The following is a 26889-nucleotide window of genomic DNA, read 5'->3' on the forward strand; positions in this document are numbered from 1 at the left end:
CAGTTAAACAGGGACACAAGTAAAATTAAGCGAACTTAAAATTTCTTCATGAACTAATAGGGAATGCTTCATCTTTTTGGCTGCTTAAACGCACCACTGCGGGGGCTGGTCGGCTACGTTTACATACAAACAAATGACTACTCTGATAACGCTTGGCCTCTTTTTTCGCATCTGTTGCCAGCGCTGCAACTTGGTGGCTGTTAATACATAGCTCTAAGTCAGGCTTAACTAAACCGATTGATAATGTAAGTAGTGGCACAAACTGCTTTTTACCTTCTCGATTGCTTGCCCAATAACCCCCTTGCTCAATATGTTCTGGGGTGAAAAAGGCCCGAGACTGCAGCTCAAACTTACTAATGATGTCATGGCAAACTTGCTCTGCATCATTTTTATCGAACACCACCATAAAGTCATCACCGCCAATGTGCCCGACAAACCCTTTGCTAGTACTACAGGCCTCTACGATGACTTCTGCAAGTAATTTTATAACGCTGTCACCACTAGCATAACCGTACAAGTCATTGAACTGTTTAAAGTGGTTTAAATCAACGTATGCGAGTGAGAACGGATAATTATTACGAAGCCTCAGCTCAATTGCTTCGTTAATTGCGACATTACCCGGCAGCATAGTAAGCGGGTTGGCATGTTGTGCATGGCGGATTTTTTCTTCGGTAATGTGTTTTAAGATATTACGTAATGGTGCCAACCCTAAGTATTCACCACTTCGGGTGATAACAATGTGGCGTCGAATATCAAACTCAAACTCAGTAATTTGCTGACTCACCGTATCGAGTAACTCGTTTTCGTCAACGATTAACGGCTGTTTATCCATTAAAGAAGTAACTGGTTGCTTATCATAAAGTGCATGGCCATAGGGAGCAGCAAACACTTCAGTGAGTTGATCTCGGTGTAATAAACCAACAGGAATATTGTGCTCCAATACGGCAAGACTAGTTAGCGTTTTATCTTGCTCAAAGATACTGTGGGCATCTTTACAGCGGGTTGTTGCTTCTATGCTGGCGTGCTCGACTGCCAACCAACCGATTGCCATAGACTGCTCAAAAGTATTGCTATTGTCTGATGACTCTAAGTGTTTTAAGCAGTGGATATTAATTTCGTAACTTGGCTGTAAGCTCGGCCTTTCGAGTAAAAAGCCTTGTGCATGTTGCACACCTAAGCTCTCGAGTAAACGAAGCTCTTCTGCCCGTTCTATGCCTTCTGCGATAACTTGCGTATTGGTGGCTTTTGCAAGCTCTATAATTGACTTTAAAAACTCTTTTTTAACCACACTCTGATCGCAGTGGTCGATAAAGTAGCGGTCTATTTTTACAAACTCAGGGCATAGCTCAGACCACTGCTTTAAGCCCGAATAGCCAGCCCCTAAGTCATCAATGGCAATCGAAAAGCCTAACTCACGATAATGGGCAATGGTCTTTAACAATAAAAAGCCATCATCGACTTTTTCTTGTTCTGTAACTTCAATTACTACCCGATTAGTTGCTAGGCCAAAGTGCTCAACTAGGTGTAATGTTTCACCTTTAGGATGGCAAGGGTCAAGTAAGGTTTTAGGGCTTACATTTAAAAATAGCTTGCCTTGTAAATTGAGTTTCACAAAGTTCTCAATTGCTCTACTGCGGCAAAGTAGCTCTAATTCAGAGATCTTATGGCAAGCAATAGCTGCACTGAATAATGCACTCGGCATTTCTAACTCAGACCCTTTCGGGCCGCGGCTTAATGCCTCATAACCCAAAATATGTTGATTAGAAATATCAAAGATAGGTTGAAACAAGGTCTCAATTGCACTGTTATCTAAGATCTGCTGTAGTTGTGCGTTCACCTTACACCTAGCGTTAGTAATACAAATAGGTGGGTAAATTATCAACCTTGTATGACAATTTTATGGCAAGGCTATGACGAGTGCAGATTACTCAATAGCGGTGATCAGCTCAAGTTGCTTAATGCGGGCAAAACTATCTGTCATTTTTAATTTAGCTTTTTGGTAATCACTCTGTGCTAAATCAGCTTGTTGCGCAAATTTATAAACTGCGAGCGGATTAAGTAATAACTTTTGTGCGTGATAACAGCTTGGCGCAGCAAACTCAGGTAGTTCAGGCTCTACATTAATTGTTATTACATTCTTCAACGCCTCTATATCATCACTTTGTTGTTGCTGAAACTCTGTAGCGCCTGCCATCGCTTGCAAGCTTGCCTCACACTCTGGCAACTGTGCTTTTAGATTTAAGAACAAACCTGTTGATGAAGTAATTAGCTTAAGTGTCAGCTCTTGTAATTGCTGAGCAGTTGATTGGTTTTGTAGTGCTTCTACAACTTGCCAAGCCAACCCTTTATAGCTGTCGAACTGCTGCTGAAGTGTTACCTCAGGTATTTGCTGCACATCAGTCTGTTCTGGCTCAGGCTTATCGTCACAAGCACTAAGCATTAAAAGTATAAACACGCTAAACATCAGGTGTTTCATAATTTCTCCCATAAAAAAACCGCCCTAATTAGGGCGGTTTCTTTTTGTATCACTTATTAAGGCATAGGATCGAGATCCGCACCTTCTTTTTCAATTACTTCTGGAATTAAGTCTTCTTTACTTACACCCATTGCAATTGCTACAGCTGAAGCAACATAAACAGATGAATAAGTACCGATGAACACACCAAACAGTAATGCCGTTGCGAAACCGTGGATCGTTTGACCACCCCAACCAAATAACGCAATCAATACTAGAATAGTGGTGATTGATGTTACTAGGGTACGGTTTAACGTTTGCGTTAATGAGATATCGATAATTTCAATCGTGTCATCAATACGCACTTTACGGAAGTTTTCACGGATACGGTCAGATACAACGATGGTATCGTTCAGTGAGTAACCTATTACCGCCAAAATAGCCGCAAGAATCGTTAAGTCAAACTCTAGGCCAAGTACTGAGAATAAGCCTAATGTGATGATAACGTCGTGTAATAGTGCCGATACAGCACCTACCGCAAAACGCCATTCAAAACGAAACGCAACGTAAATTAAGATACAGATAAGTGCAGTTAACATGGCAAGGCCACCCTGCTCTTTTAGATCTTCACCAACACTTGGGCCAACAAATTCGATACGACGCATTTCTACTGTCGACTCAACTTTTTGTAATGCCGTAATGATTTGGTTACCAATTACTTCTGCTTTTACGCCAGGACCTTGCGGAGCAAGACGCACTAAAATTTCTTTACTTGAGCCAAACAGTTGCACCGAGAAATCTTCAAAGCCACTTTCAGTGATTGCATCACGTACTTCTTTAAGATCAGGTGCTTGTGTAAAGCCTACCTCAACAGCGGTACCGCCAGTGAAGTCGAGACCAAAATTCAAGCCTTTAGTAAAAAACGACACGAAAGAAGCCAAAATCAACAAAGTTGATAATGTCATGGCAAACTTTCTTAACTTCATAAACGGGAGTGTTTTACCACCGAGTTTTAAAATTTGCATGCTGACTCCTAAATCGACAACTTATCAATACGCTTACCGCCAATGAATAAGTTGATTACCGCACGGGTACCAACAATGGCTGTAAACATAGAGGTGATAATACCAATCGCTAGTGTTACTGCGAAACCAGCAATAGGACCAGTACCCACTGCAAATAGGATCACTGCTGCGATAAGTGTTGTGATGTTAGCATCTAAAATTGTGCTAAACGCGCTGTCGTAACCAAAGTGAACGGCTTGTTGTGGACTACGGCCATCAGCAAGTTCTTCACGAATACGTTCGAAGATAAGTACGTTGGCATCAACAGCCATACCGACGGTTAATACGATACCAGCAATACCCGGTAGCGTTAACGCTGCACCAGGAATAAGCGACATCACACCCACAATTAATACTAAGTTTGCGCCCAGTGCCAAATTTGCCACCATGCCGAAACCTTTGTAATAGAAAAGCATAAATACAAGAACAAACACAAAACCAAGCACAACCGCTGTCATACCTGCTTCAATGTTTTCTTGACCTAAGCTTGGACCTACCGTGCGCTCTTCAACGATTTGAATTGGCGCTACAAGTGCACCGGCACGAAGTAATAGGCTTAGGTTATGTGCTTCAGCTGGGTTATCGATACCAGTAATACGGAATGAACGGTCAAGACGCGCTTGAATCGTCGCTACGTTAATCACTTCTTCAACTTTAATTGGTGGAAGTGCTTTTCCGTTTTCATCTGTTTTACCTGATGGCTTGTATTCAATGAATACCGTTGCCATGCGTTTACCGATAGCACGCTTAGTGAACGCATTCATTTTTGCGCCACCTTTGCTGTCTAGCGTAATGCTAACTTGTGGACGTTGATACTCATCCATACCTGATTGCGCGCCAGTGATGTGGCTACCTTCAAGAATGATTCGCTGCTTAAGTACCACAGGGTAACCTTCACGCGCCATGATCATTTCTGTACCTGGCGGTAAACGGCCTTGCAGGGCTGCACTTGCATCTGCGTTTTCATCAACTTCTCGGAACTCTAGGGTTGCTGTTGCACCCAGAATCTCTTTAGCACGCGCTGTATCTTGCACGCCCGGAAGCTGCACGATGATACGCTCAGCACCTTGACGCTGTACGTTAGGCTCTGCAACACCGATTTGGTTAATACGGTTACGGATAATCGTTTCGTTTTGTTTGATAGCGTAGTCACGAATTTCTTTAAGCTTTTGCTCGCTCATGCTGGCATAAAAAGCATTGTCGCTGCTGCTATCATCAACGTAAACATTTAATGGGTAACGAGTTGATAAGAAACGCTCTGCTGCATCTTTATCTTCTTCGTTACGCATTTCAACACGTAATCGCTCACTGTTCGCTACACGGCGAATAGTACGATAACGCAATTTTTCTTCACGTAAGTCACTTTTGAAATCTTGTTCCATTTGCTCAAGCTGAGTATCAACCGCCGTCGCCATGTCGATTTCCATAGTAAAGTGAACACCACCGCTTAAATCTAGGCCTAGTTTCATTGGGTTACCACCCAATGACTTTAACCACTCTGGTTGAGCAGGCGCCATATTGATTGCAGAGATATAATCTTCACTAAGGGAATCACGCAGTAGATCTTGCGCTTTTAGTTGGTCTTCAACATTCTTAAAACGAACGAGGATTTGTCCGTCTTCAAGTTTGCTTGATTTAACAGTAACGTTATGTTCTTTGAGAGTCGCATTTACTTTATCGAGTACGCTGAGGTCAGCATCAGTACCTTTAGTGCCCGATACTTGTATGGCCGGATCTCGGCCATACAAATTTGGAGAGGCATATAAAATACCAACGACTAACACTACAAGAACAAGTAAATACTTCCATAATGGAAACTTGTTTAACACGTGTGAGTCCTTATTTTTATTGTTATAGCGACTTCATAGTGCCTTTTGGCAATACTGCAGAAACAGCTGATTTTTGTACTGTTACTTCTGCTTGGTCGTTTAATGAAATCACGATGAAGTCTTTGTCATCAGCGATTTTAGCAATCTTACCTACTAAACCACCTTGCGTTAGTACTTCGTCGCCTTTCGCCATTGCGCTCATTAGTGCTTTATGCTCTTTTACACGCTTAGCTTGTGGACGGTAGATTAAGAAATAAAATACCAGACCAAAAATACCCAACATGATTAGCATTTCCATGCCACCACCTGCTGGTGCTGCACCTGCCGCACTTGCGTGGGCGTTTGAGATGAATAAACTCATTTCACTTCCTCTTTAATTTTTCTAAAAATTTAATCTGATGTATCTGCAAGCTCTGGCACTTCTTGGCCGCGGCGTGCATAAAAATCTGCAACAAATTCGTCTAGTTTGCCATTACTGATGGCATTACGTAAGCCTTCCATCACGCGTTGATAATAACGTAAGTTGTGAATCGTGTTTAGACGTGCGCCTAAGATTTCATTACATTTATCAAGATGATGCAAGTATGCACGTGAATAGTTTTTACACGTATGACAATCACACTCAGGATCCAGTGGACCGGTGTCTGTTTTATGTACTGCATTACGGATTTTAACAATGCCGCCAGTTACAAATAAATGACCGTTACGGGCATTACGCGTAGGCATTACACAGTCAAACATATCGATACCACGGCGAACCGCTTCAACTAAGTCTTCTGGTTTACCAACGCCCATTAAGTAACGAGGCTTGTCTTCAGGCATTTTGTAAGCACAGTGGTCAAGAATATTGATCATCTCGTTTTTCGGCTCACCAACCGATAAACCACCTAATGCATAACCATCAAAGCCAATTTCTTCTAGGCCTTTTTGTGATTGTGCACGTAGCTCAGGGTACATACCACCTTGGATAATACCAAACAGCGCAGCTGGGTTATCGCCATGACCTTCTTTTGAGCGTTTAGCCCAACGAAGTGATAACTCCATAGAATCTTTAGCTTCTTTTTCTGTCGCAGGGTATGGCGTACATTCGTCAAAAATCATCACGATGTCAGAGCCTAAATCACGCTGAACTTGCATCGCTTTTTCTGGCGAAAGCATGATTTTTTCACCGTTAACTGGTGAACTGAACATCACGCCTTCTTCAGTGATTTTACGCATTGCGCCTAAGCTGAATACTTGGAAACCGCCTGAATCAGTTAGAATTGGACGATCCCAATTCATAAAGTCGTGTAAATCACCGTGCTGCTTAATGATTTCTGTGCCAGGACGCAGCATTAAGTGGAAAGTGTTACCTAGGCAGATTTGTGCACCAGTATCTTTCACTTCGTCAGGCGTCATACCTTTAACAGTACCGTAAGTACCTACAGGCATAAATGCTGGTGTTTCTACAACACCACGTTCAAAAATCAAGCGGCCGCGGCGCGCTTTACCGTCAGTGCGGTCTAATTCAAATTTCATATTATCCTCAGTGTCGGAAAAACAGTCCAACAAGCTATAATTTAACCGCTCGATTCTACCCTGTTTGCGGGTTTATTACTATAAATTGGGCTAAATTCGAAAATAAAAAGCCCAGTTAAAAAACTGGGCTCTATATACCCAAACCACCTCAAGATGCGAGTTTCAGTTGGAATTAAAAGCGATTTAGGCAAGGCATTGATTGCAAGTAATAGTGGTTCTATTATTAAAATCAATAACGCAGTATAAATCGCTTTTAAACCAACCCTTTGGGCGCTTCACAGGCACTCACTCTCATCGTTGTTACTTCTTAAAAGGGACTGCCATTCTTGCAAAGTAACGCCTTGATATTAAGCACCTGTGAAACGCTGAATTCTGCACCTTGAGGAGGCTTGGGTATAAACTATTTGTTGTTATTTGCGCGTTAAGAACATCGCATCACCATAACTAAAGAAGCGATACTGCTGCTCAATAGCCGTGTGGTAAGCACCCATTATGTTCTCTTGACCTGCAAAGGCACTGACTAACATGATTAACGTTGATTCAGGTAAGTGGAAATTTGTCACCATGGCATCAACCACATTGAACTGATAACCCGGGTAAATAAAGATATCGGTATCGCCAAAGTAAGTATCTAGTTTGCCGCCATGCACTTTAGCAGCTGACTCAAGTGAGCGAACTGAGGTAGTACCTACAGCAATTACACGCCCACCTTTTGCTTTCGTTTCAGCTACCGCTTTAACCACTTCATCTGGTACTTCGATGTACTCTGAATGCATAACATGCTCATCAACTGAGTCAACGCGCACAGGCTGGAAGGTACCTGCACCTACGTGCAAGGTCACAAAGGCCATGTTAATGCCCTTGTCTTTTAAGGCTGCCATTAATTTATCATCAAAATGCAGGCCTGCCGTTGGCGCTGCAACTGCACCTGGTTTTTCACCGTATACAGTTTGATAGCGCTCACGATCTGACTCGTTATCAGGACGGTCAATATAAGGTGGTAATGGCATGTGACCGATGTCGTTTAGAATATCGAGTACATTTTCGTCTTTGGCAAATTCAAGCTCAAAAAGCTCGCCATGACGCGCAACCATGGTTGCTTCGGCTTTACCTTCAAGAATGATTTTTGAGCCTGGTTTTGGCGATTTACTAGCTCGCACATGCGCAAGCACACGGTGTTCGTCGAGTACGCGCTCAACTAACACTTCAAGCTTACCGCCTGACTCTTTTTGCCCGAACATGCGAGCAGGGATCACTTTGGTGTTATTGAAAATTAATAGGTCATTTTCATTAACGAGCGATAAAATATCACTAAATACTTTATGCTCAACTTGGCCTGATGGGCCATCAAGCGTCAGTAAACGACTGCTAGTTCGATCTGCTTTAGGAAAACGAGCAATTAATTCATCAGGAAGGTCAAAGCTAAAATCAGCTACGCGCATAGAGCATATCTCTCATTAATAAAAACGCGCCAAGTTTACTCTGATACGCCCACCACCTCAAGCAAAGCCCTGCGTCAACTTGGTACTAGCTTAAAGGATTACAAACTTAAGTACTTATTAACCGCTTTTGGGTAAAGTTTGCTTGTAGATTAGGCAAAATGTCATTATTCTAGCTTATTCACTAAACATGGGTTAAGTAAGAGGTAGTAGCGCCATGGCAAAGCAGTTAAAGCTGCTAATTTTGAACGCGAGCGTTGCTGAGCGTGAAACAATTAAGACCACATTAAACAAGCTTAATGTCTTCACGTTTATCGAAGCCAGTGACTCTCAAGATGCGCTTAAAATTCTTAAAAGCCACCCGGTGGATATTATCATTACAGGCCTTGAGGTCGGTAAGATTGATGGTTGGCGCTTTTCGCGCATGATCCGTTCAGGGTTATTAAAAACACCAAAAAACACACCAATTTTACTTACCCCGCCAATCTATTGTGAACGTATAGCCGAAACCACAGCTCGCAGCTATGGCATTGATGCTGTTCTTCCATTTGAACGCCAAGATATGCTGCCGCAAGTGCTAGCCAACGTGTTATCAACTCACCTTGAAAAAAGTAGTCGCCTTAATTTATTACTACTTGAAACCGATAACCGTAAAGCAGAAGATATCAGCGAACAGTTAAAACTTAGCTTCGCGATAACCCATACCACTTCAACAAAAGCGACACTTGCGACCTATTTGCAGCAAAAATTTGCCATTGTATTGATTGACGCCACCGAATCTCATTCTGATACCGCTGCTGGGTTAATTAGCGAAATATTACAACACAACCCAAAGCAAGCGATTGTAACCATCATTGATAACAATGATGCAGATTATGCTGAGCAGTTGTTACTCTCTGGCGTTACTGATTTTATTCGCGCCCCGTACGATCACTCGTTATTAAGTAAAGTGTGTGACCACGCTGCCCGTCGTGAAGATTTCATGGTGAGCTATGCAGAGTTTGCGCAAAAAGTAGAGCAACTAAGCCAAAGTCAAAGCCGCTATAAAGAGCTGTTTTCTGCCCACCAACGTATTTTATTACATCTAAATACTGTGGTACTTGAGTTTAACCAAGAGGGTAATATTCGCTTTATTAACCCTGCCTGGGAGCACCTAACAGGCTATGGCATTAAGTCTAGTTTAGCAAAGTCATTAACTGACTTTTGTTTACCTGAGTGTAAAACAAAGCTACAAGATACCATTCAGCGTATTCTGCATGGTGGTGAGCAACAGCAACAGGTAGAGATCCAGCTAAAACATAAAAATGGCAATGCCATTTGGGTTGAGTGTCGCTTACAGCTGATTAAAAACAGCCAAAACTCAGCGACTATTACCGCCACCATAGATAACATTCATGAGCGTAAGCAGGCAGAGTTACAACTTCGTCATTTAGCCTTGCACGATACGCTCACAGAGCTCCATAACCGTTACTACTTTGACCAACAATTACAACGTATTTGTAAAGCACAATACACCAGTAACGATACAGAGCACGCGCTGATTTATATCGATTTAGATCACTTTAAAATCATCAATGACAGTAAAGGTCACCAACAAGGTGACATCGTTTTAAAAGAAGTTGCCCAGTTATTCACTGCGAATATTAGTGATGAGCACTTAGTGTGCCGCATCGGTGGTGATGAATTTGCCGTGATCTTAAAAAATACTAACTTACTCGATGCACACTTGGTGGCAGAAAGTATTTGTATGGCGATTGAAAAGCACCGCTTTCATTCAGAAGGTCAAGAGTACTCAATTAGCTGTTCAATTGGTTTAACACAAATCACCGAGCAAAATAACGACCCAAGTGAGTGTTTAAAACAAGCTGATATCGCCCTTTATGTAGCAAAAAGCTTAGGCCGTAACTTAGTACACTGTTATTCAAAAGAAGATAGTCATCACAATAGTTTACAAGCCGGTCTTGAATGGGGTCATAGTATTCGCCAAGCATTACAACATGATGCTATCGAACTGCACTATCAACCGATTTGGGACTTTAAACGCGGCCACGTCGCCTACTTTGAAGCGCTATTACGCTTAAAGCTTGATAATGAACTCATCTACCCTAATCAGTTTATTCCTGCTTTAGAGCTTCTAAACGATACTTTCTTGATGGACCAATGTGTTATTCGTAATGCTATTAAGAGCGTTGCCGAGTACCCAGAGCTTAACCAAGTCGCAATTAACTTATCAGCACAGTCGTTTTTAGATGAACGTTTACTGCCGCACATTGAATCGAGCTTAAAAGAATACAATGTTGAACCAACACGCATTATTTTTGAGATCACCGAGTCTGCGAGTATTAACAACCTAGTTGCAACCCGTGCCATGATCGAGCGTTTGAACGGCTTAGGCTGTCACTTCTCTATTGATGACTTTGGTACTGGCTTTAGTACCTTCAATTACCTTAAACAGTTACCGGCTCAACACGTAAAAATTGATGGTTCATTTGTTCGCGACATGTTGAACGACCCAATCGATTTAGCGCTTGTAAAAGCGATTAATGATATTAGCCGTTCGCTTGATAAGCGCTCTGTTGCTGAATATGTTGAAAACAAAGAAATATTCTTAGCACTAAAAGAAATTGGTATCGACTATGGTCAAGGCTACTTTATTGCCCGCCCAGTACCGGTTGAAAAAATTAGCGACGAGCTGAAAAAAATATCTGAAAATAATCTTTTTAACTAACAAATATCTAGCCTTAAAAAGCCTAAATTTAATACATTTTTAAACATTTTTTCTTAGTTTTTAAACTTCCATACTGACAATACTCATCTATACTTAAATCCACAGCAAGATAAAATGTCGTGTTTTTATAGTGATTATCTATAATAAACATGACATTGCTTATTACATTAAACATACTGAGTATGACTTAACATCGTTAAGTCCATCTATTGGCGGTATAAAGGAGAAAAGTGATGACACAACTAATCGTTTTGTTGCTGATTGTGAATCTAGGGATAGCGTATCAATGTTACCGTAATGCGACCTTTAAGGGGTATCCGGTAAAAACATTTACAGGGCTAGGTTTAGTACCTTACTTTAACTTAGTCGTGTGGGTTTACTTGTTGTTTTTACCCGATTTAAAACCATTTTCAATGAATGAAAAGCAGCCACTTTAGGCTGCTTTTTAGTTGGGGAATTTAAAAACTATAAGTTGATGCTTTTTCGAGTAATTGCGCGGCTTTTATATCGCCAACCACACACTTTTTAATGTCTGACTTTTTAAATACTTTTACTTGCTCAGTTTTACCTTCGCTAACACCACGGATGATAAAGCTCACATGTTCATCGTTAGGCAGGTTTCTTAAACCGCTACCATAATCACATAAAGTCAGTGATAAGCTCTTATCTACTTGCTTAGCTAAAGAAGCCAGCTGTTGCTTTTGCTCTTTTACACGAGCTTGTTTTTTCTCGGCTAACTCTTTGCGCATTTGTTGCTGCTTTTGTGATAACTTTTGCTGCTGCTTTTCAAGCTCTTTAATCGATGCTTGCAATGCTTGTTTACGTTTTTCGAGCTCTTGCTCTTTGGCATCTTTATCGTGACGACGGTCAAATTCAAGGTCACGCTTTTCACGTTCAAGATCACGGATTTCACGGCTCACATCGCGCTCTTGCTCAGCAACTTCACGTACTCGCTCTGCGCTTTCGCGCATCACTTCCATGGCTTGCTGATAGGCTTCTTGCGTTTTCACGACTACTGCATCGCTGATCACTTGCACATGTTCGCCTAACACTTCGATTTCAGTTAGTTCTTCAAAGTCGATATCTGGCATAGGTGGCAGCGGCGCATCGGGTACAGAGGCAAACACTGTAGACCAGCGCGAACTGCCTCGTACATCAAAGCTAAACACCACACCTTGATGCTGCAAATAACTCGAAGACACATTTCTTACCTTGTTATCGGTATCTTGTTTTAACGCCGCTGAGAGGATTTTTTCCATGATCCCGACTTCACGCTGAATTTTATCTAATTCATCACTTGCTTGTGCCGGTAAGCTTACTGCTGTGCAAAGCAATAAGGCCGCCGTAGTTGATTTGTATTTTGACATCTTAATACTCCAAATTGTTGGCAACGGTTGGCAATGGTCCGCCATCCACTTGCTCTGCTAAATCATTTAACTGCATACGTAAGTACGCTTGGTCTTGGGCGCGCTGCGTCTTTATATATGCAAGTACGCTGGCAATATCTTCTTGGCGCTCGACTCGCCCAGTTTTTATTGCTTCTTTGGCCAGTTGGTACATCTGTTGTTGCTGCACTTCGTTTTGCGCAGTAATGATGTTTTGCAACTGATCAATTTGCTTTTGTTGTGACTCTAGTAAATTGGTTTGCTTGGCCACTTGCTCAAGTAACTGCTGATTTCCTTGCTGTGGATTACTAACAAAAACCCATGCGCAAAATACTATTGAAGCAGCCACTGCCCACATTCCAGCACCAAAAAACAGACTTTGTTTTTGCACTTTCGGCATCGTAGACTCTCGATCCCAATTTGGTACGGGCACTGTTTCATAATGTTGACTTTGCTGTTGCCACTGCATTGCATTGTTCATCATTGATGCATACTCAGCATTGGCTTGTAGCAACGCAATTTGCTCATCAGTGAGGCTTTCGCCCTCTAACCATGCGGTAAATAATGAATCTAAATTAGCCATCTACGGCCTCCAAATGCACTTTTAACTTACCAAGCGCACTGTATAGTCTTGATTTAGCTGTATTGGTCGAAATACCTAATTGCTCAGCGATTTCTTCAAATGTACAGTGCTGAAAAAACTTTAACTCCACCACCAAGCGTTGCTCCCAGGGTAAATTGTTCATCATTGCTTTGAGTTCATGATGCTGCTCAGATTGCAGTTGATTGGTTTCTAACTCACTATGCTCGCAGCTTTCTTCTGGTATACCATCTAAACCTTGATGCAGCTTACGGCGGCGGTAATATTCAACACTACGCCGGTGCACAATTTGATAGAGCCAAGTATTAAAACTCGATTCACCACGAAAACTCGGCAAGCTTTTATAAACAGAAATAAACACTTCTTGCATTAAATCCATTGCATCATCAGGGTGACTTAACATCCTTAGGCAATAGTTATATACCTGTGTTTCGTGCTGCTTGACTAATTTCAACCAGGCCCGTTTATTGCCCTGTTGCGCTTTAGCAATTAGTGTCTCAAGTGATTGAAAAAACACGCTAGCCTCGTCATCTGATCTGCCTTTAATGGTTTTGTTATTATGTTAGTCGAGGGAAGGAAAAAAATAGTTTGCTTAAATAATAAAAAACCCCAAATATTTTTATTTGGGGTTTTATTTAGAGGTTTTATTCGTTGTCACACTGACCGTCTAAGCTACACTGCTTATTAAGAAACAGCTCTAGTTGCTGACTAAACAGCCTAAAGTCTCTGATCCGGCCTGTGGTTTTACGCCACACAATGCCAATATCTCGGTATGCATCGCCTTGTGATGGCGTAGCAACCATATCTTTTTTATCTAAAATACCGGCATTGATAGCCATTTGCGGTAAGAAGGTAACACCAAGCTGGTGTTCAACCATACTTAATAAGGTATGTAAGCTTGCTGCTTCAAAAGGGTTAATACAGCTTGAGCGATTCAAATGGCAGGCACTTAACGCGTGGCCTGTCATACAGTGCTCACGCTCTAGTAAGAACACACTCGCATCTGGTAATAGGTTAAAGTCTTCCACGCCATCTGCTGGTGTGTAATCTTTATGGTGCACTAGGCTGAACTGATCTTTAGCGAGTACTTGGGTATGAAACTTTTCAGTGTCATACGGTAAAGCAAGTAATGCCATATCAATTTGGCCATGCTCAAGTTTATCGAGTAGCTTGTCACTGGTGTCTTCAACCAAGACTAGCTCTAACTCGGTAAAGGTCTGTTTGCAGAAATGATATAAAGGCGCAGCAATAAAGCTGGCAATCGTCGGGATCACACCAAGCGTTAGTGTGCCACTTAAAGGCGTTAAAAAGCTTTTTGTCAGCTCTTTAAGGCTAAGGGTGTCGTCAATAATCTTACGTGCTTTTTCGACAACCTCTTCACCAATTGCGGTAAACATTAAGCTGCGGTTTTCACGCTCTATAAGCTGGCAACCTAAAGTTTCTTCTAAGTTTTGAATTGCACTACTTAAGGTTGATTGACCGATAAAACAGGCGCTTGCTGCGCGGCCAAAGTGTTGATGTTGGTGGACTGCTAATAAATACTGTAGTTGTTTAATACTTGGTAAGTTATTCATTCTCTACCTGCAAATAAAAAGACCCCAATACCTAAGGCATTGAGATCTTTTCAAGCTAAAAGTCTTTTAGTACTTTTTATACCCCGAAGGCAGTTCTCAGTACATAGAAAATAACAATAGCAAGGGCTGCGCCAACTGGCAATGTAATTACCCAAGAAACTACAATGTTTCTTACAACACCCATGTTAAGTGCTGCAATACCGCGTGCCATACCTACACCTAAAACCGCACCTACAAGTGTTTGCGTAGTAGAAATAGGTAAACCAGTACCTGATGCGATAACAACTGTAGAAGCAGCAGCAAGCTCAGCAGCAAAACCACGGCTTGGTGTTAAGTGCGTGATACCTTCACCGATTGTTTTAATTACTTTCTTACCTAAAATAGCAAGACCAGCAACAATACCTAAACCACCTAGTGGTAAAATCCACCATGCGATAGCCGCTTTCTTAGCGATTTCACCGTTGTGCTCAACAATGTTTACAACAGCAGCTAGTGGACCGATTGCGTTAGCAACGTCATTTGAACCGTGTGCGAAAGCCATACAACATGCCGTTAGTACCATTAGTACTGCGAACACTTTCTCAACGTTGTTGAATTGCATTGCTTTGTCAGCTTTAGGGTCAATTTTAAGGCGAGCAATCGCAATCTTACCGATGATAGCAACTACAACAGCAATCGCGATAGAAAGGGCATAGCCTTCAACAGCACCTAAGTTGATACCAATGTGCTTTAAGCCTTTCTTGATTGTTACAAGCGACATGATGAAGCCCGCTAGACCCATATAGATAGGTACAAAACGCTTAGCATTTTTAAGTGGTGCATCAGTGTCAAAAATTAGCTTTTGCGCACTCATGAAAATCAAGTAAGCAATAAAACCAGAGATAGCAGGGGTAACAATCCAGCTACCTACGATACCCATTACCTTGTTCCATTGGATTGCTTCGCTACCTACTGCAACTAATGCGAAACCAATGATGGCACCGATGATTGAGTGAGTCGTAGATACTGGCCAGCCTAAGAAAGAGGCAATTAATAACCAGCTACCTGCAGCGAATAACGCGGCAATCATACCTAGTATCATTAACTCAGGTATGTCCATAAACGGCGTGGCATCGATAATCCCTTTACGGATTGTAGATGTAACCTCACCACCGGCAAGGTATGCGCCAGCGAATTCAAACACCATCGCGATGATGATTGCTTGTTTAATTGTAAGTGCTTTTGAGCCTACTGATGTACCCATCGCATTGGCAACGTCATTTGCACCAATACCATAAGCCATGAAGAAACCGACTGCGGCGGCAGTTAAAACCAATAACGTGCCGTAATTTGCAATGATATCCATTGTGTGAACCTTTAATTTTTTTCGTGTTTGAACTGATTTTTAATTAACGAGCTAACATCAGCTCAAGACGAGAACCTACGCGCTCTGCAATATCTGCAAGCTCGCCTACCCACTCAATGATCTTGTATAAGAACATCACGTCAACAGGGTTAAGTTCATTTTCGATGGCGCGCAATTGACGGCGAATTTTGATCTGCATGTCATCCGTGTCTTGTTCAATAGCGTCCAATTCAACGAGCATTTTTTCAACTAAAGTCACTTCGCGACCTTTGAAGCCCGTTTCAAGCAGCTCATCTAGCTCATTGATTGCTTTTGACGCTTGTTTAGTCGCATCAACACAACGAGTTACATAAGCAAGGAAATCTGTTTGGATTTCGGTAGGTATGATCATCTCACGACCAACTACACGACCTGCGATATCTTTTGCTTTGTTAGCAATTTTGTCTTGTTGAGTAACAAGCTCTAGCAAATCGGTACGCTCAACTGGCATAAATAAGCCACGAGGTAGTTGAAGGCGGATGTTACGTTTCATTTCATCAGCTTCACGCTCTAAATTACGAATGTTTAGACGGATTTCTTCCGCTTCTTGCCATTCTTCTTTAAACACGTGATTAAAGAAAGGGATCAATGCTTTACTTGCTTGATGTACTTTCTTAATGTGATCTTCCATAGGCTTAATAGGTGATTTAGCAAAAACCCCTAAAAATGCATTTGTAGGCATAACTGACCCTTTATAAATTAGTATGCTTTGGCAGCTGCGAATTTTACAGCATTGTGTTCGATTGTGAACGCTTTTTCTGCCTTACATCACCAATAATAGACAAAGCGGCCAAAGGCCGCTCGTTTTAATAATGAAAAGTTGCGGTTAAATTTACAGCGACTTTTCGATATCTTCTTGAGATGTATGACGAATATCTTTGCCGTTAACAAAATAGATGATGTATTCAGCAATATTCTGGCAACGGTCGCCAATACGCTCTAATGAACGAACTGACCACACTAAATCCATAATTTTCGGGATTGAGCGTGGATCTTCCATCATATATGTCATGATTTGACGGGTAATTGCTTCGTATTCGCGGTCAACTTTGGCGTCTTCTTTATGTACTTCAAACGCACATTGCACATCCATACGTGCAAATGCATCAAGTACATCATGAAGCATTTTCGATACTTGGCGACCCATGTTTTCAATGTTCACCAGTAGGTCTTGCTGATCTTTTGTGAATGAGTCCAGCGCAACTTTAGCAATACGCTCAGCTTCATCACCAATACGCTCTAAATCGGCAATTGTTTTTGCAATAGCAATTACAAGACGTAAGTCACTCGCTGCCGGCTGACGGCGAGCGATAATGCGTGTACATTCTTCGTCGATGTTCACTTCCATTGCATTTACTTTGTAGTCGTTTTCACGAACTTTTTGTGCAAGATCGGCATCACCATTACTAACAGCATCCAGTGCACTGTTTAGTTGTTGCTCAACTAAACCACCCATGTTTAATACATGGTTACGCACATTTTCAAGCTCTTCATTAAAGCGGCCCGAAATGTGTTTATTGATATTATGTTCCATTGTCTACCTCTATAAATTTCGTTTACGGTACCAAGTGACTTTATTGACTAACCGTAACGACCTGTAATGTAGTCTTCTGTTTTCTTTTTGCTTGGTGTTGTAAATAACGTATTGGTATCTGAATACTCAATCAACTCACCCATGTACATAAACGCAGTTTGGTCTGATACACGAGCAGCCTGTTGCATGTTGTGAGTAACGATTACCACGGTAAACTTATTCTTTAAGTCGTTAATTAGCTCTTCGATAACTAAAGTAGAAATTGGATCTAGTGCCGATGTAGGCTCATCCAGAAGTAGTACTTCAGGCTCGATAGCAATTGAGCGAGCAATAACAAGACGCTGTTGCTGACCACCCGATAGGCCAAATGCACTATCGTGTAAACGGTCTTTAACTTCATCCCATAACGCCGCGCCACGTAAAGATTGTTCAACCACTTCGTCTAGTTTACGCTTTTCTTTAATACCTTGTAAGCGTAGGCCATAAACGACATTTTCGTAGATTGATTTTGGAAATGGATTAGGACGTTGGAATACCATCCCGACATTTCTTCGTAGTGCAGCAACATCTACATTCTTATCATAGATATTGTGACCATGTAGTAAGATCTCACCATCGATACGACAGCTATCAACAAGGTCGTTCATACGGTTGATACAACGTAAAAGTGTTGATTTACCACAACCCGATGGACCGATAAATGCTGTTACCTGACCTTTTGGGATGTTCATATTTACGCCGCTAAGCGCTTGTTTATCACCGTAGTATAGATCTAAGTCTTTAATCTCTAACGCTGTTTGTTCTGCAGTTAGGTTATCTAAATCTAGCTTTGCCGCGCTTTTCGCTTGGTTTACTTGTGGTGCAACTGTAATCATCTCTGTCTACCTATAAAAATTCTGTATTAATGCTCAAGAGCTCTAAACTTTTCGCGTAAGTGGTTACGAATACCAATCGCGGTGATATTCAGGGCGATAATTACTGATACCAGTAAGAATGCCGTGGCATATACCAGCGGACGTGCCGCTTCTACGTTAGGGCTTTGGAAACCAACATCGTAAATGTGGAAACCTAAGTGCATAAATTTTCTATCTAAATGTATGTATGGGAAGTTACCGTCAAGTGGCAGTGTTGGCGCCATCTTAACAACACCAACAAGCATTAGTGGTGCTACTTCACCGGCTGCACGTGCAACCGCTAAGATTAAACCTGTCATAATCGCTGGGCTTGCCATCGGAATGATGATACGCCATAGCGTTTCTGCTTTTGTTGCGCCAAGTGCTAATGAACCATGACGAACCGTACTTGGAATACGCGATAAACCTTCTTCAGTCGAAACAATAACAACAGGCAGCGTTAAAATTGCTAGCGTTAATGCAGACCAAATCACACCAGGCGTACCAAATACTGGGCTTGGCGATGACTCTGGGTAGAACAATTGGTCAATGCTGCCACCGAGCATGTATACAAAGAAACCTAGACCAAATACACCGTATACAATCGATGGTACACCCGCAAGGTTGATTACCGCGATACGGATCATCTTAGTCACGGCATTTTTTGCCGCGTATTCATGTAAGTAAATCGCTGCAACCACACCAAACGGCGTCACAATCACTGCCATTAGTAATACCATGAACACGGTACCGAAAATCGCTGGGAATACACCGCCTTCAGTGTTTGCTTCACGTGGGTCATCTGCTACAAACTTACCAAGTTGTACAAAGTAATGACCAAGCTTAGCAAAGAAGCCCATGTCATTAGGGAACCACACATCAAGAACTTGATACAGAGGTAAAGTAACCACTTCACCACGCATGTCTCTTACTGTTACTTGGTCACGCTTTGCTTGTTTACGAAGCGCAAATAACTGCTTTTCTAACACTGTGTACTCAGCACGTAGCTCAGCACGCGCTTGTGCAAGCTCAGCAACACGCTCATCGGTTAGTTCGTTATCAAGCTGGTATGCCTTTTCTCTTAAGCGTAAACGCTCAAGTTCATAGTTAATATGACCAATATCACCATTTTGTAAGTCTAACGCTTGGTCATTCAGGTCAACAGCACGGTCTACAAGATCATAAAGCACGTCGATTTTGTTATCAGTGATAACTTCACCGTCTTTAATAACCTGTTCTACATAACCGTAGAAGTTACCGTTTTTACTACGCTCGAATACAGCAAGCTCAGCTGGCGCAGTACGCGATGTGATGTCTGTCTCTAGTACCCAACGGAAATCTAGAGCTACGTACTCACGGTTACCTGTTTTAATCAATAAACGCTCTAGTTGCTCTTTATCGTAATGAGATAAATCAACGCCCGTCGCCTCAATACGTGATTTTGCAACTAGTTCACGGTCATAAATTTCACCGATAACAGTTTGTTTTTCAACTGAGCCTTGCAGCTCAAATTGCACTACTTCTGATGGCCAGAAAAAGCTTAAACCTTTCCAAGCAATCATGGCTAGTAAGCCAAGAACCGAGATTAAACTGATGCTTACCGCACCGCCGGTCATCCAAATCCAAGGAGAACCAGACTTAAACCACTGCTTTACCATGTCGTGTCTCTCCACCTACATTGAACTGTATTTATCACGCAGTTGCTGTCGAACAAACTCAGCCACTGTGTTGAAAATGAATGTGAATATGAATAATACAAATGCTGCTAAGAATAGAATGCGATAATGCGAGCTACCTACCTCAGACTCAGGCATTTCTACCGCGATATTCGCTGCAAGTGTTCTCATACCCTGGAAAATACTCCAGTCCATAATAGGTGTATTACCTGTTGCCATTAGTACAATCATTGTTTCACCTACAGCACGGCCTAGACCCATCATTACTGCTGAGAAGATACCTGGGCTTGCTGTTAGTAATACTACGCGAACCAATGTTTGCCATTGCGTTGCACCTAGTGCTAATGAACCGTTTGATAAGTGCTTAGGAACACTGAATACCGCATCTTCAGCAATTGAGAAGATAGTCGGGATAACAGCAAAGCCCATCGCAATACCAACAACTAGTGAGTTACGTTGGTCAAACGTCATACCCAGTTCATTGGTTAAGTACTGACGCACATTGCCGTCAAACATCCAAAGCTCAATTGAGTTACTCATCGCAAACGATAACCAACCAATGAAAATAACCACTGGAATAAGTAAAATTGAGTGCGAACCTTCAGGAATACGGTGACGAATTGACGCCGGTAGCTTGTTCCAGCCAAAAGCCGTTAATAAAATAGCGATTGGTAGCAACACCAATAATCCAATAATCGCAGGTAAATGCTCTTCAATTAATGGTGCTAACCAAAGACCCGCTAAGAAACCTAGGATTACCGTTGGTAATGCTTCCATGATTTCTACAGTCGGCTTAACCACTTTACGTAATTCACTCGACATAAAGTACGCCGTGTAAATTGCCGCTGAAAGCGCAATGGGTACCGCAAATAACATTGCGTACATTGCCGCTTTAATCGTACCGAATGAAATTGGCACTAATGAGAACTTAGATTCAAAGTCATCACTTGCAGACGTTGACTGCCAAATGTAGCCCGGCTCTGGGTAACCTTCGTACCATACTTCTTGCCACAAGGCAGACCAAGTTACTTCTGGGTGCTCGTTATGAATTTCAATTACTTTTAGCGCGTCATCAGCAAGAATAAGTGCCGCATTTGAACGAGGTGCAATTGCAAAGTTTTGAATTGGACCGTCGCTTACTTTACCTTGCCACAGTTTTGCATCACTGGTTGTGTAATAAATACCTAGCTCACCGTTAGCACCTGCTGTGAAGAAGGTACGACGATAGAACTCTGTAAAAATGTTTAGTTTCGATTGCTTGCTGGTTTCAAATGCACGAATCTTTTGGAACTCACGGCCATTTTCAGTGTTTACTTCAAACCACTGTGATACTTCGCCATTATCGTTAGCAAGCATCAGTGAGTTGGCACCAGCTAATAGCTGAGTTGAAACTAGGTTCGCGTTTTCTTCGTTAGCTGCAAGCAGTTGGATTTGCTCAACTTCAGAAGGGTAACGGGTATCATATACGTAAATTTGATTTGCTGAACGCACGAATGTACGTGTTGTATCTGGTGAGATTAATAGCTCATCAACACGACCTTCGATATCAAGCTCAGTACGCTCAACAACCCACTCTACTTCGCCGGTGAACATGTTTTCTTCACCCACAAAGCTGCTGAATATAACGCGCTTGTCAGCCGTTAAAGCAACAACAGCTGTTTTATCTTCGTAGTGGCTAAATGCAAATTTAGTGATTGCCGCACCTTGCTCATCAACTTCAAGCGCCATATCACCCAGCGGATAATCTAAACGTGGTGTTAATTGGCGTTGATTGTTCGGGAATGTCACTAGGAATTTTGGCGCAACCACAACCACAGAGCCATTTTCTAGGCCGTATGCGTATTGGCCCTGAAACGGTGCAGAGCTTGCAAAGCTGCTTACATCGCTTGGTAATTCTGTATTAAGAGTGGTGATCTTTTTACCAAACTGCTCTTTTTCAACATTATAAAAGTCCACATTACCTTTTTCACCAAGTAAAAAGGCAATTTCTGTTTGTTCTTCAATGCCAAGACCCACAACTTCTGACGCATTTTGTAGTTTTACACTGTTACGTGTATCTACTTTTGCTGACTCAAAAATAGGTTGAACAACATAAAGAAGGTAAAAGAATATAAGTAGCAGTGCTACTAGCACCATTACGCCACCTGCGGAAATACCCCACTTGGCAAACCTGTCTTTAAATAGACGGCTTCTATCCGTATGAAAGGTAGGTTTATTCGGATTGGAAGTCATCAAAACACCCTTAAATCTTAACGTTGCGCGCATTATATTTCACCAAGATGACAGTAATGTTACAAACGTCATAATTCAGTGTAATAAAGCGAGTATTTCAGGTACGTATTTTAAAGTTAAAAAATGACCAAATTGCGACATTGCTCTGCGTATTTATAACGACCAAATTGACAAGCTAACAAACTGTTATAACTAATTTTTTATAACTATATGGAAAAAATTGGACAAACAATAAAACTGCATCAATACTCAAGATGACTTGTTTTTTTCGACAATAAGAATCATTTTTAACCAACGCCTCCTTCCTTTTATTGCATTTTTCAGAGGCATTTTTATAGAGATATAAGTATGAAGCAGTTAGTAATTACTATTTTGGGGCCAGATAAACCCGGCCTAGTTGAAGACCTTTCAGCCACAATTTTAAACCATCATGGTAACTGGTTAAGCAGTAATTTGAGCCACCTTGCAGGTCACTTTGCAGGGATCATTGAGGCAGCAGTACCTGAAGAGCACCTGCAAGAGCTGCAAGACGCATTGCATAGTTTGCCGTATTTAGAAATCAGAATTGAACGCGGCGCCGAAACACTTTCAGAAGAAAAATCTGAACAAATCAATTTTGTCATTACTGGCAACGACAGACCTGGCATTGTGCAAGAGCTTGCCAGCGTTATTCGTCACAAAGGGGCGAATATCACTCACCTAAATTCAAAACAACAAAGTGCACCTAACTGGGGTGTGCCAATTTTTAGTGCTGTTGCCACCGTCGCTTTGCCAATAGGCATGAACAAGGACGAAGTAATCACGGCACTCGAGTCTATTACCACAGACTTAATTGTTGATATTGAGGACGCATAACAAGCAAGTTTATAGGGATATTTAAACTTAAACTAAGCTTTAAAATTAATGACATACATGTCACATAACTGACATGTATGTCATAAAAGTGATAAATACGTCATATAAACGTCATCTGCATCCTCTATATTCTAACTAGCTATAAACGTTGGAAAACCAGATGAACGCATCACATTCTTCTTCTCAAGCCGTTAATTACTTTGCCAAAGAGCTAAGTTGGCTGTCTTTTAATGAACGCGTGCTGCAAGAAGCCAAAGATAAATCGAACCCGATTATTGAGCGCATGCGCTTTTTAGGTATTTACTCAAACAACATGGATGAGTTTTTCCGTGTTCGTGTTGCTGATGTAAAGCGCCGCATATTACTTAATAAAATTCCTGATGCGAACTTTGAAGAAGACGAAATATTACTTCATCAGATCCAAAGTAAAGTGCTGCAGCTTGGTAAAAAGTTTAACCAAATTCATAAAGACATTTTAAATGACTTAAACGAGCACAATATTCACGTTGAGTTACCTGAGGAGCTATCTGAATTTCACTTGAGTTGGCTGAAAAAATTCTTCCACGACAATGTGCTGCAACACATATTGCCGATTTTACTCTCTGAAAAGAAAGACTACTCAGATCAAATCAACGACACCATGACCTATTTGTTTGTCGAGATGACCAACCAAAAAAGTCATTATGCCATGATGGAAGTGCCAACCGACCGCGTATCTCGTTTTGTTATTTTACCACCAGAGAAAACGCGCCGTCACAAAACCATTGTGATGCTTGATGATATCATCGCCTACTTTATTCGCGATGTGTTTAGCAGCTTTTTTAGCTTTGATGATATTCAATGTTATGCCATCAAATTAACCCGTGATGCCGAATACAATTTAGATGACGAGCTTGAAGAAGGCTTGCTCGATAAAATGTCAAAAGGTCTAAAACAACGTATTTCTGCAGAGCCTGTGCGCCTTGTTTATGACGAGAGCATGCCAGCTGAAATGCTTAAAGTGATGAAAAAGCGCCTTAATATAAGCCAACATGATGCGTTGATCCCCGGCGGTCGCTATCGTAATTTCCGCGACTTTATTGCGTTTCCGAATGTTGGCCGTCAGTATTTAGAAAACAAACCACTACCGGCATTACAAAGCACGGCTTTTAACAATCACTCAAGTGTGTTTGATGCCATTTCAGAACAAGATATTTTACTGTATTACCCTTATCACACCTTTAATCATTTACTTGAATTTGTACGTCAAGCAGCATTTGACCCAGATGTAACCCAAATTAAGGTCAATATTTATCGCGTTGCGAGTCAGTCTCGACTTGTCTCTACGCTTATTAATGCAGCAAAAAATGGCAAACACGTAACCGTTATGGTTGAGCTGAAAGCGCGTTTTGATGAACAAAACAATATTGAATGGGCAAAAATCCTAAGCAATGCCGGTGTTAAAGTGATCTTTGGTATTCCTGCGTTGAAAGTTCACAGTAAGTTATGCGTTATTCACCGTAAAGAAAAGAACAACATAGTGAAATATGCCCATATAGGCACGGGTAACTTCCACGAAAAAACCGCCAAAATCTACACTGACTTTAGCTTATTCACCAAGTTTGAGGGCATTAGTGAAGAGTGCGATAGTGTGTTTAAGTTTATCGAAAGCAGCTATAAACCATTTCAATTTGATCATTTGATGATTTCGCCAGTCAACGCACGACAAACTATTATGTCGCTAATTGATGCTGAAATAACAAATGTAGAACATGGTAAGGCTGGTAGAATTACGCTCAAAATAAACAACCTTGTTGATAAAGAGCTGGTTGATCACCTCTACTTTGCCGCAAGACGCGGTGTGAAAATTCGTATTATTGTGCGTGGCATGTGTTCGTTAGTGCCCTCTGCCGTTAACGAAAATATTCGCATTATTAGCATTGTTGACCGCTTTTTAGAGCACCCTCGGGTGATGGTGTTTCATAATAATGGCGACGAAAAAGTGTATATTTCATCGGCAGACTGGATGACCCGAAATCTTGATCACCGTGTTGAAGTAGCCGCACCGATTTATGATGAAAAATTAAAACAGCTTATTATTGATATTCTTGAGCTACAGTTTAAAGATAGAACAAAAGCACGCATAATCGATAGCGAACAAAAAAACAGCTATGTGCGCCGCGGCAATCGTAAGAAAATTCGCTCGCAAATTGCCATTTATGACCACCTTAAGAAATGGGAAAGTAACTATAATAATGAATGATTATCCCTCAATTGCTGCCGTTGATTTAGGCTCAAACAGTTTTCATTTAGTGGTGGCAAGAGAGGTCGATGGCTCTTTGCAAATCTTACACAAAGAAAAACAGCGCGTTTATTTAGCTGACGGTTTAGATGATAAAAATCATTTAAGCCAAGAAGCAATCGAACGCGCGCTGGCGATTCTTAAGCAGTTTGCTACTACCTTGCAGGACTTCCCCCTTGAGAATGTCAAAGTGGCCGCCACTTACACATTACGCCGCGCTAAAAATATTCATTCGTTCTTAACCCAAGCAAGTAAAGTGTTTCCTTACCCAATCGAAGTAATATCGGGGCAAGAGGAAGCGCGCTTAATTTACCAAGGTGTTGCCCATTACATTCATCACGATGAAAACCGCTTAGTCATTGATATCGGCGGCGGCAGTACCGAACTCATCATTGGCAAACACTTTAAACATAAATTACTTACTAGCCGCAATATGGGCTGTGTTAGTTACACCAAGCAATTTTTTGCAGATGGACAAATCAGTGCTAAGCGCTTTGCCAAAGCTGAAGTTCGTGCAGAGCAAGAGCTCGAAGTGATTTTTGCCAATTACTTATCGGCTGGCTGGCAATCAGTGGTGGGAACATCAGGCACTATTAAATCTATCCTTGCCATGATCAATGCTAACGATGCCGAGCAAGAGCTGATTACATTAGAGCGATTATTAGAACTAAAAACTCAGTTTATTGCAGCTAAACAAATAAAAGCGCTACAAATTGAAGGTCTTACACCTGAGCGGCAAGTGAGTATATGTGGTGGTTTAGCTATTTTAATTGCGGTATTTAGGCTGTTTAAAATCGAAGCGTTGCAATACAGCGACTTTTCACTTCGTGAAGGCCTGCTACATGAAATGCAACAAAAGCTCGCCCACAAAGATATTCGCACTAATACCATAGCGAACCTATCTGAGCGTAACGCCATAGATAAAGAGCATGCTAACCGCGTCTCGACAACTGCAAAGTGGCTGTTTGAACAAGTAAAAGAGGCATGGCAACTTACCGATCCTGACTACATCAACTTGCTGGATTGGGCCGCGCAGCTGCATGAAATTGGCTTAGGGGTTAATTCATCAGGGATACATAAGCACAGTGCGTATATCGTTGCGAATAGTCAGTTGCCTGGCTTTACGCAGCAACAACAAACCTTGCTTAGTTGCATGATCCGTTTTTATCGTAAAAAAATTCGTTTAGAAGAGTTTCCTGCACTACATACCATGCAGCATTATGAAATATTGCAGCTTATCGTGATTTTGCGCTTAGCTGTATTGTTGAACCAAAAGCGTATTACCGATCAAGGCTTTAAGCTTGAGGTAACAGCCAAGCAAAATAGTATGTTCTTAAAGTTTCACAATAAGTGGCTTAAAGAACATACCTTGCTTTTAGCTGACTTACAGCAAGAGCAAAAATACCTTAAAAAAGTCGGCTTCTTACTCGATTTTCATTAA

At 41.5% G+C, this 26889-nt stretch carries 22 protein-coding genes; 5 read left to right on the top strand and 17 right to left on the bottom strand.

The window, feature by feature from the left end; translation table 11 throughout:
• Positions 1-46 precede the first annotated feature (46 nt).
• From VRK28_RS14915 to queA, 7 genes are all read right to left on the bottom strand, one after another.
• On the bottom strand, positions 47-1837 hold the full coding sequence (locus VRK28_RS14915; protein ID WP_063528503.1) for a GGDEF domain-containing protein: 1791 nt from the start codon (positions 1835-1837) through the stop codon (positions 47-49).
• Positions 1838-1924: 87 nt separating this feature from the next.
• Entirely contained in the window at positions 1925-2476 is a 552-nt protein-coding gene (locus tag VRK28_RS14920; RefSeq protein ID WP_063528502.1) for a hypothetical protein, read from the bottom strand.
• A gap of 56 nt (positions 2477-2532) precedes the next feature.
• Positions 2533-3480, bottom strand: a complete 948-nt coding sequence (gene secF, locus VRK28_RS14925) for a protein translocase subunit SecF (RefSeq protein WP_063528501.1) — start codon at positions 3478-3480, stop codon at positions 2533-2535.
• Between the two features lie 8 nt (positions 3481-3488).
• Entirely contained in the window at positions 3489-5348 is a 1860-nt protein-coding gene (gene secD, locus VRK28_RS14930) for a protein translocase subunit SecD (protein WP_063528500.1), read from the bottom strand.
• A gap of 22 nt (positions 5349-5370) precedes the next feature.
• Positions 5371-5709: a preprotein translocase subunit YajC gene (gene yajC / locus VRK28_RS14935; RefSeq protein ID WP_036973302.1), complete on the bottom strand. Its 339-nt coding sequence runs from the start codon at positions 5707-5709 to the stop codon at positions 5371-5373.
• 29 nt (positions 5710-5738) lie between these two features.
• Positions 5739-6866, bottom strand: coding sequence for a tRNA guanosine(34) transglycosylase Tgt (gene tgt / locus VRK28_RS14940; RefSeq protein ID WP_058583935.1), 1128 nt, complete (start codon positions 6864-6866; stop codon positions 5739-5741).
• 410 nt (positions 6867-7276) lie between these two features.
• The gene (queA, locus tag VRK28_RS14945) at positions 7277-8308 is read right to left on the bottom strand and encodes a tRNA preQ1(34) S-adenosylmethionine ribosyltransferase-isomerase QueA (protein ID WP_063528499.1); all 1032 of its coding nucleotides are present in this window, start codon (positions 8306-8308) and stop codon (positions 7277-7279) included.
• A gap of 214 nt (positions 8309-8522) precedes the next feature.
• Here queA and VRK28_RS14950 point away from each other — a divergent pair, with 214 nt between their 5' ends.
• Together VRK28_RS14950 and VRK28_RS14955 are read left to right on the top strand one after the other, a co-directional pair.
• Positions 8523-11033: a two-component system response regulator gene (locus tag VRK28_RS14950; protein WP_332394098.1), complete on the top strand. Its 2511-nt coding sequence runs from the start codon at positions 8523-8525 to the stop codon at positions 11031-11033.
• Between the two features lie 233 nt (positions 11034-11266).
• Positions 11267-11470, top strand: coding sequence for a hypothetical protein (locus VRK28_RS14955; RefSeq protein ID WP_054563535.1), 204 nt, complete (start codon positions 11267-11269; stop codon positions 11468-11470).
• A gap of 21 nt (positions 11471-11491) precedes the next feature.
• On the opposite strand, the gene VRK28_RS14960 is transcribed toward VRK28_RS14955, so the two are convergent.
• From VRK28_RS14960 to VRK28_RS15005, 10 genes are all read right to left on the bottom strand, one after another.
• Positions 11492-12400: a hypothetical protein gene (locus tag VRK28_RS14960; RefSeq protein WP_063528176.1), complete on the bottom strand. Its 909-nt coding sequence runs from the start codon at positions 12398-12400 to the stop codon at positions 11492-11494.
• Position 12401: 1 nt separating this feature from the next.
• Entirely contained in the window at positions 12402-13001 is a 600-nt protein-coding gene (locus tag VRK28_RS14965) for a hypothetical protein (RefSeq protein ID WP_062566612.1), read from the bottom strand.
• Positions 12994-13536, bottom strand: coding sequence for an RNA polymerase sigma factor (locus VRK28_RS14970; RefSeq protein WP_063528174.1), 543 nt, complete (start codon positions 13534-13536; stop codon positions 12994-12996). Before VRK28_RS14970 ends, VRK28_RS14965 begins: the two co-directional genes overlap by 8 nt.
• A 127-nt stretch (positions 13537-13663) precedes the next feature.
• Positions 13664-14593, bottom strand: a complete 930-nt coding sequence (locus VRK28_RS14975; RefSeq protein ID WP_063528173.1) for a hydrogen peroxide-inducible genes activator — start codon at positions 14591-14593, stop codon at positions 13664-13666.
• A gap of 76 nt (positions 14594-14669) precedes the next feature.
• Positions 14670-15938 (bottom strand): inorganic phosphate transporter, encoded by a 1269-nt coding sequence (locus VRK28_RS14980; RefSeq protein WP_054563530.1) that lies wholly within the window; start codon positions 15936-15938, stop codon positions 14670-14672.
• A gap of 43 nt (positions 15939-15981) precedes the next feature.
• Entirely contained in the window at positions 15982-16659 is a 678-nt protein-coding gene (locus VRK28_RS14985; RefSeq protein ID WP_054552477.1) for a TIGR00153 family protein, read from the bottom strand.
• A 150-nt stretch (positions 16660-16809) separates the two neighbouring features.
• Positions 16810-17511, bottom strand: coding sequence for a phosphate signaling complex protein PhoU (phoU, locus tag VRK28_RS14990; RefSeq protein WP_054563528.1), 702 nt, complete (start codon positions 17509-17511; stop codon positions 16810-16812).
• A gap of 47 nt (positions 17512-17558) precedes the next feature.
• Entirely contained in the window at positions 17559-18386 is an 828-nt protein-coding gene (gene pstB, locus VRK28_RS14995) for a phosphate ABC transporter ATP-binding protein PstB (protein ID WP_062566615.1), read from the bottom strand.
• A gap of 26 nt (positions 18387-18412) precedes the next feature.
• Positions 18413-20062, bottom strand: a complete 1650-nt coding sequence (gene pstA / locus VRK28_RS15000) for a phosphate ABC transporter permease PstA (protein ID WP_130167225.1) — start codon at positions 20060-20062, stop codon at positions 18413-18415.
• Positions 20063-20077: 15 nt separating this feature from the next.
• Positions 20078-22312 carry an ABC transporter permease subunit gene (locus VRK28_RS15005; protein WP_269408439.1) on the bottom strand — a complete coding sequence of 745 codons (2235 nt, stop codon included), beginning with the start codon at positions 22310-22312 and terminating at the stop codon, positions 20078-20080.
• A 348-nt stretch (positions 22313-22660) separates the two neighbouring features.
• Here VRK28_RS15005 and VRK28_RS15010 point away from each other — a divergent pair, with 348 nt between their 5' ends.
• From VRK28_RS15010 to ppx, 3 genes are all read left to right on the top strand, one after another.
• The gene (locus VRK28_RS15010) at positions 22661-23167 is read left to right on the top strand and encodes a glycine cleavage system protein R (protein ID WP_054563525.1); all 507 of its coding nucleotides are present in this window, start codon (positions 22661-22663) and stop codon (positions 23165-23167) included.
• 160 nt (positions 23168-23327) lie between these two features.
• Complete coding sequence (gene ppk1 / locus VRK28_RS15015; protein WP_332394099.1) at positions 23328-25409, top strand: polyphosphate kinase 1; 2082 nt, start codon at positions 23328-23330, stop codon at positions 25407-25409.
• Positions 25402-26889: an exopolyphosphatase gene (ppx, locus tag VRK28_RS15020; RefSeq protein ID WP_332394100.1), complete on the top strand. Its 1488-nt coding sequence runs from the start codon at positions 25402-25404 to the stop codon at positions 26887-26889. Before ppk1 ends, ppx begins: the two co-directional genes overlap by 8 nt.

Source organism: Pseudoalteromonas sp. P80D2 (assembly GCF_036680945.1).
GTDB classification, from domain to species: Bacteria; Pseudomonadota; Gammaproteobacteria; order Enterobacterales; family Alteromonadaceae; genus Pseudoalteromonas; species Pseudoalteromonas shioyasakiensis.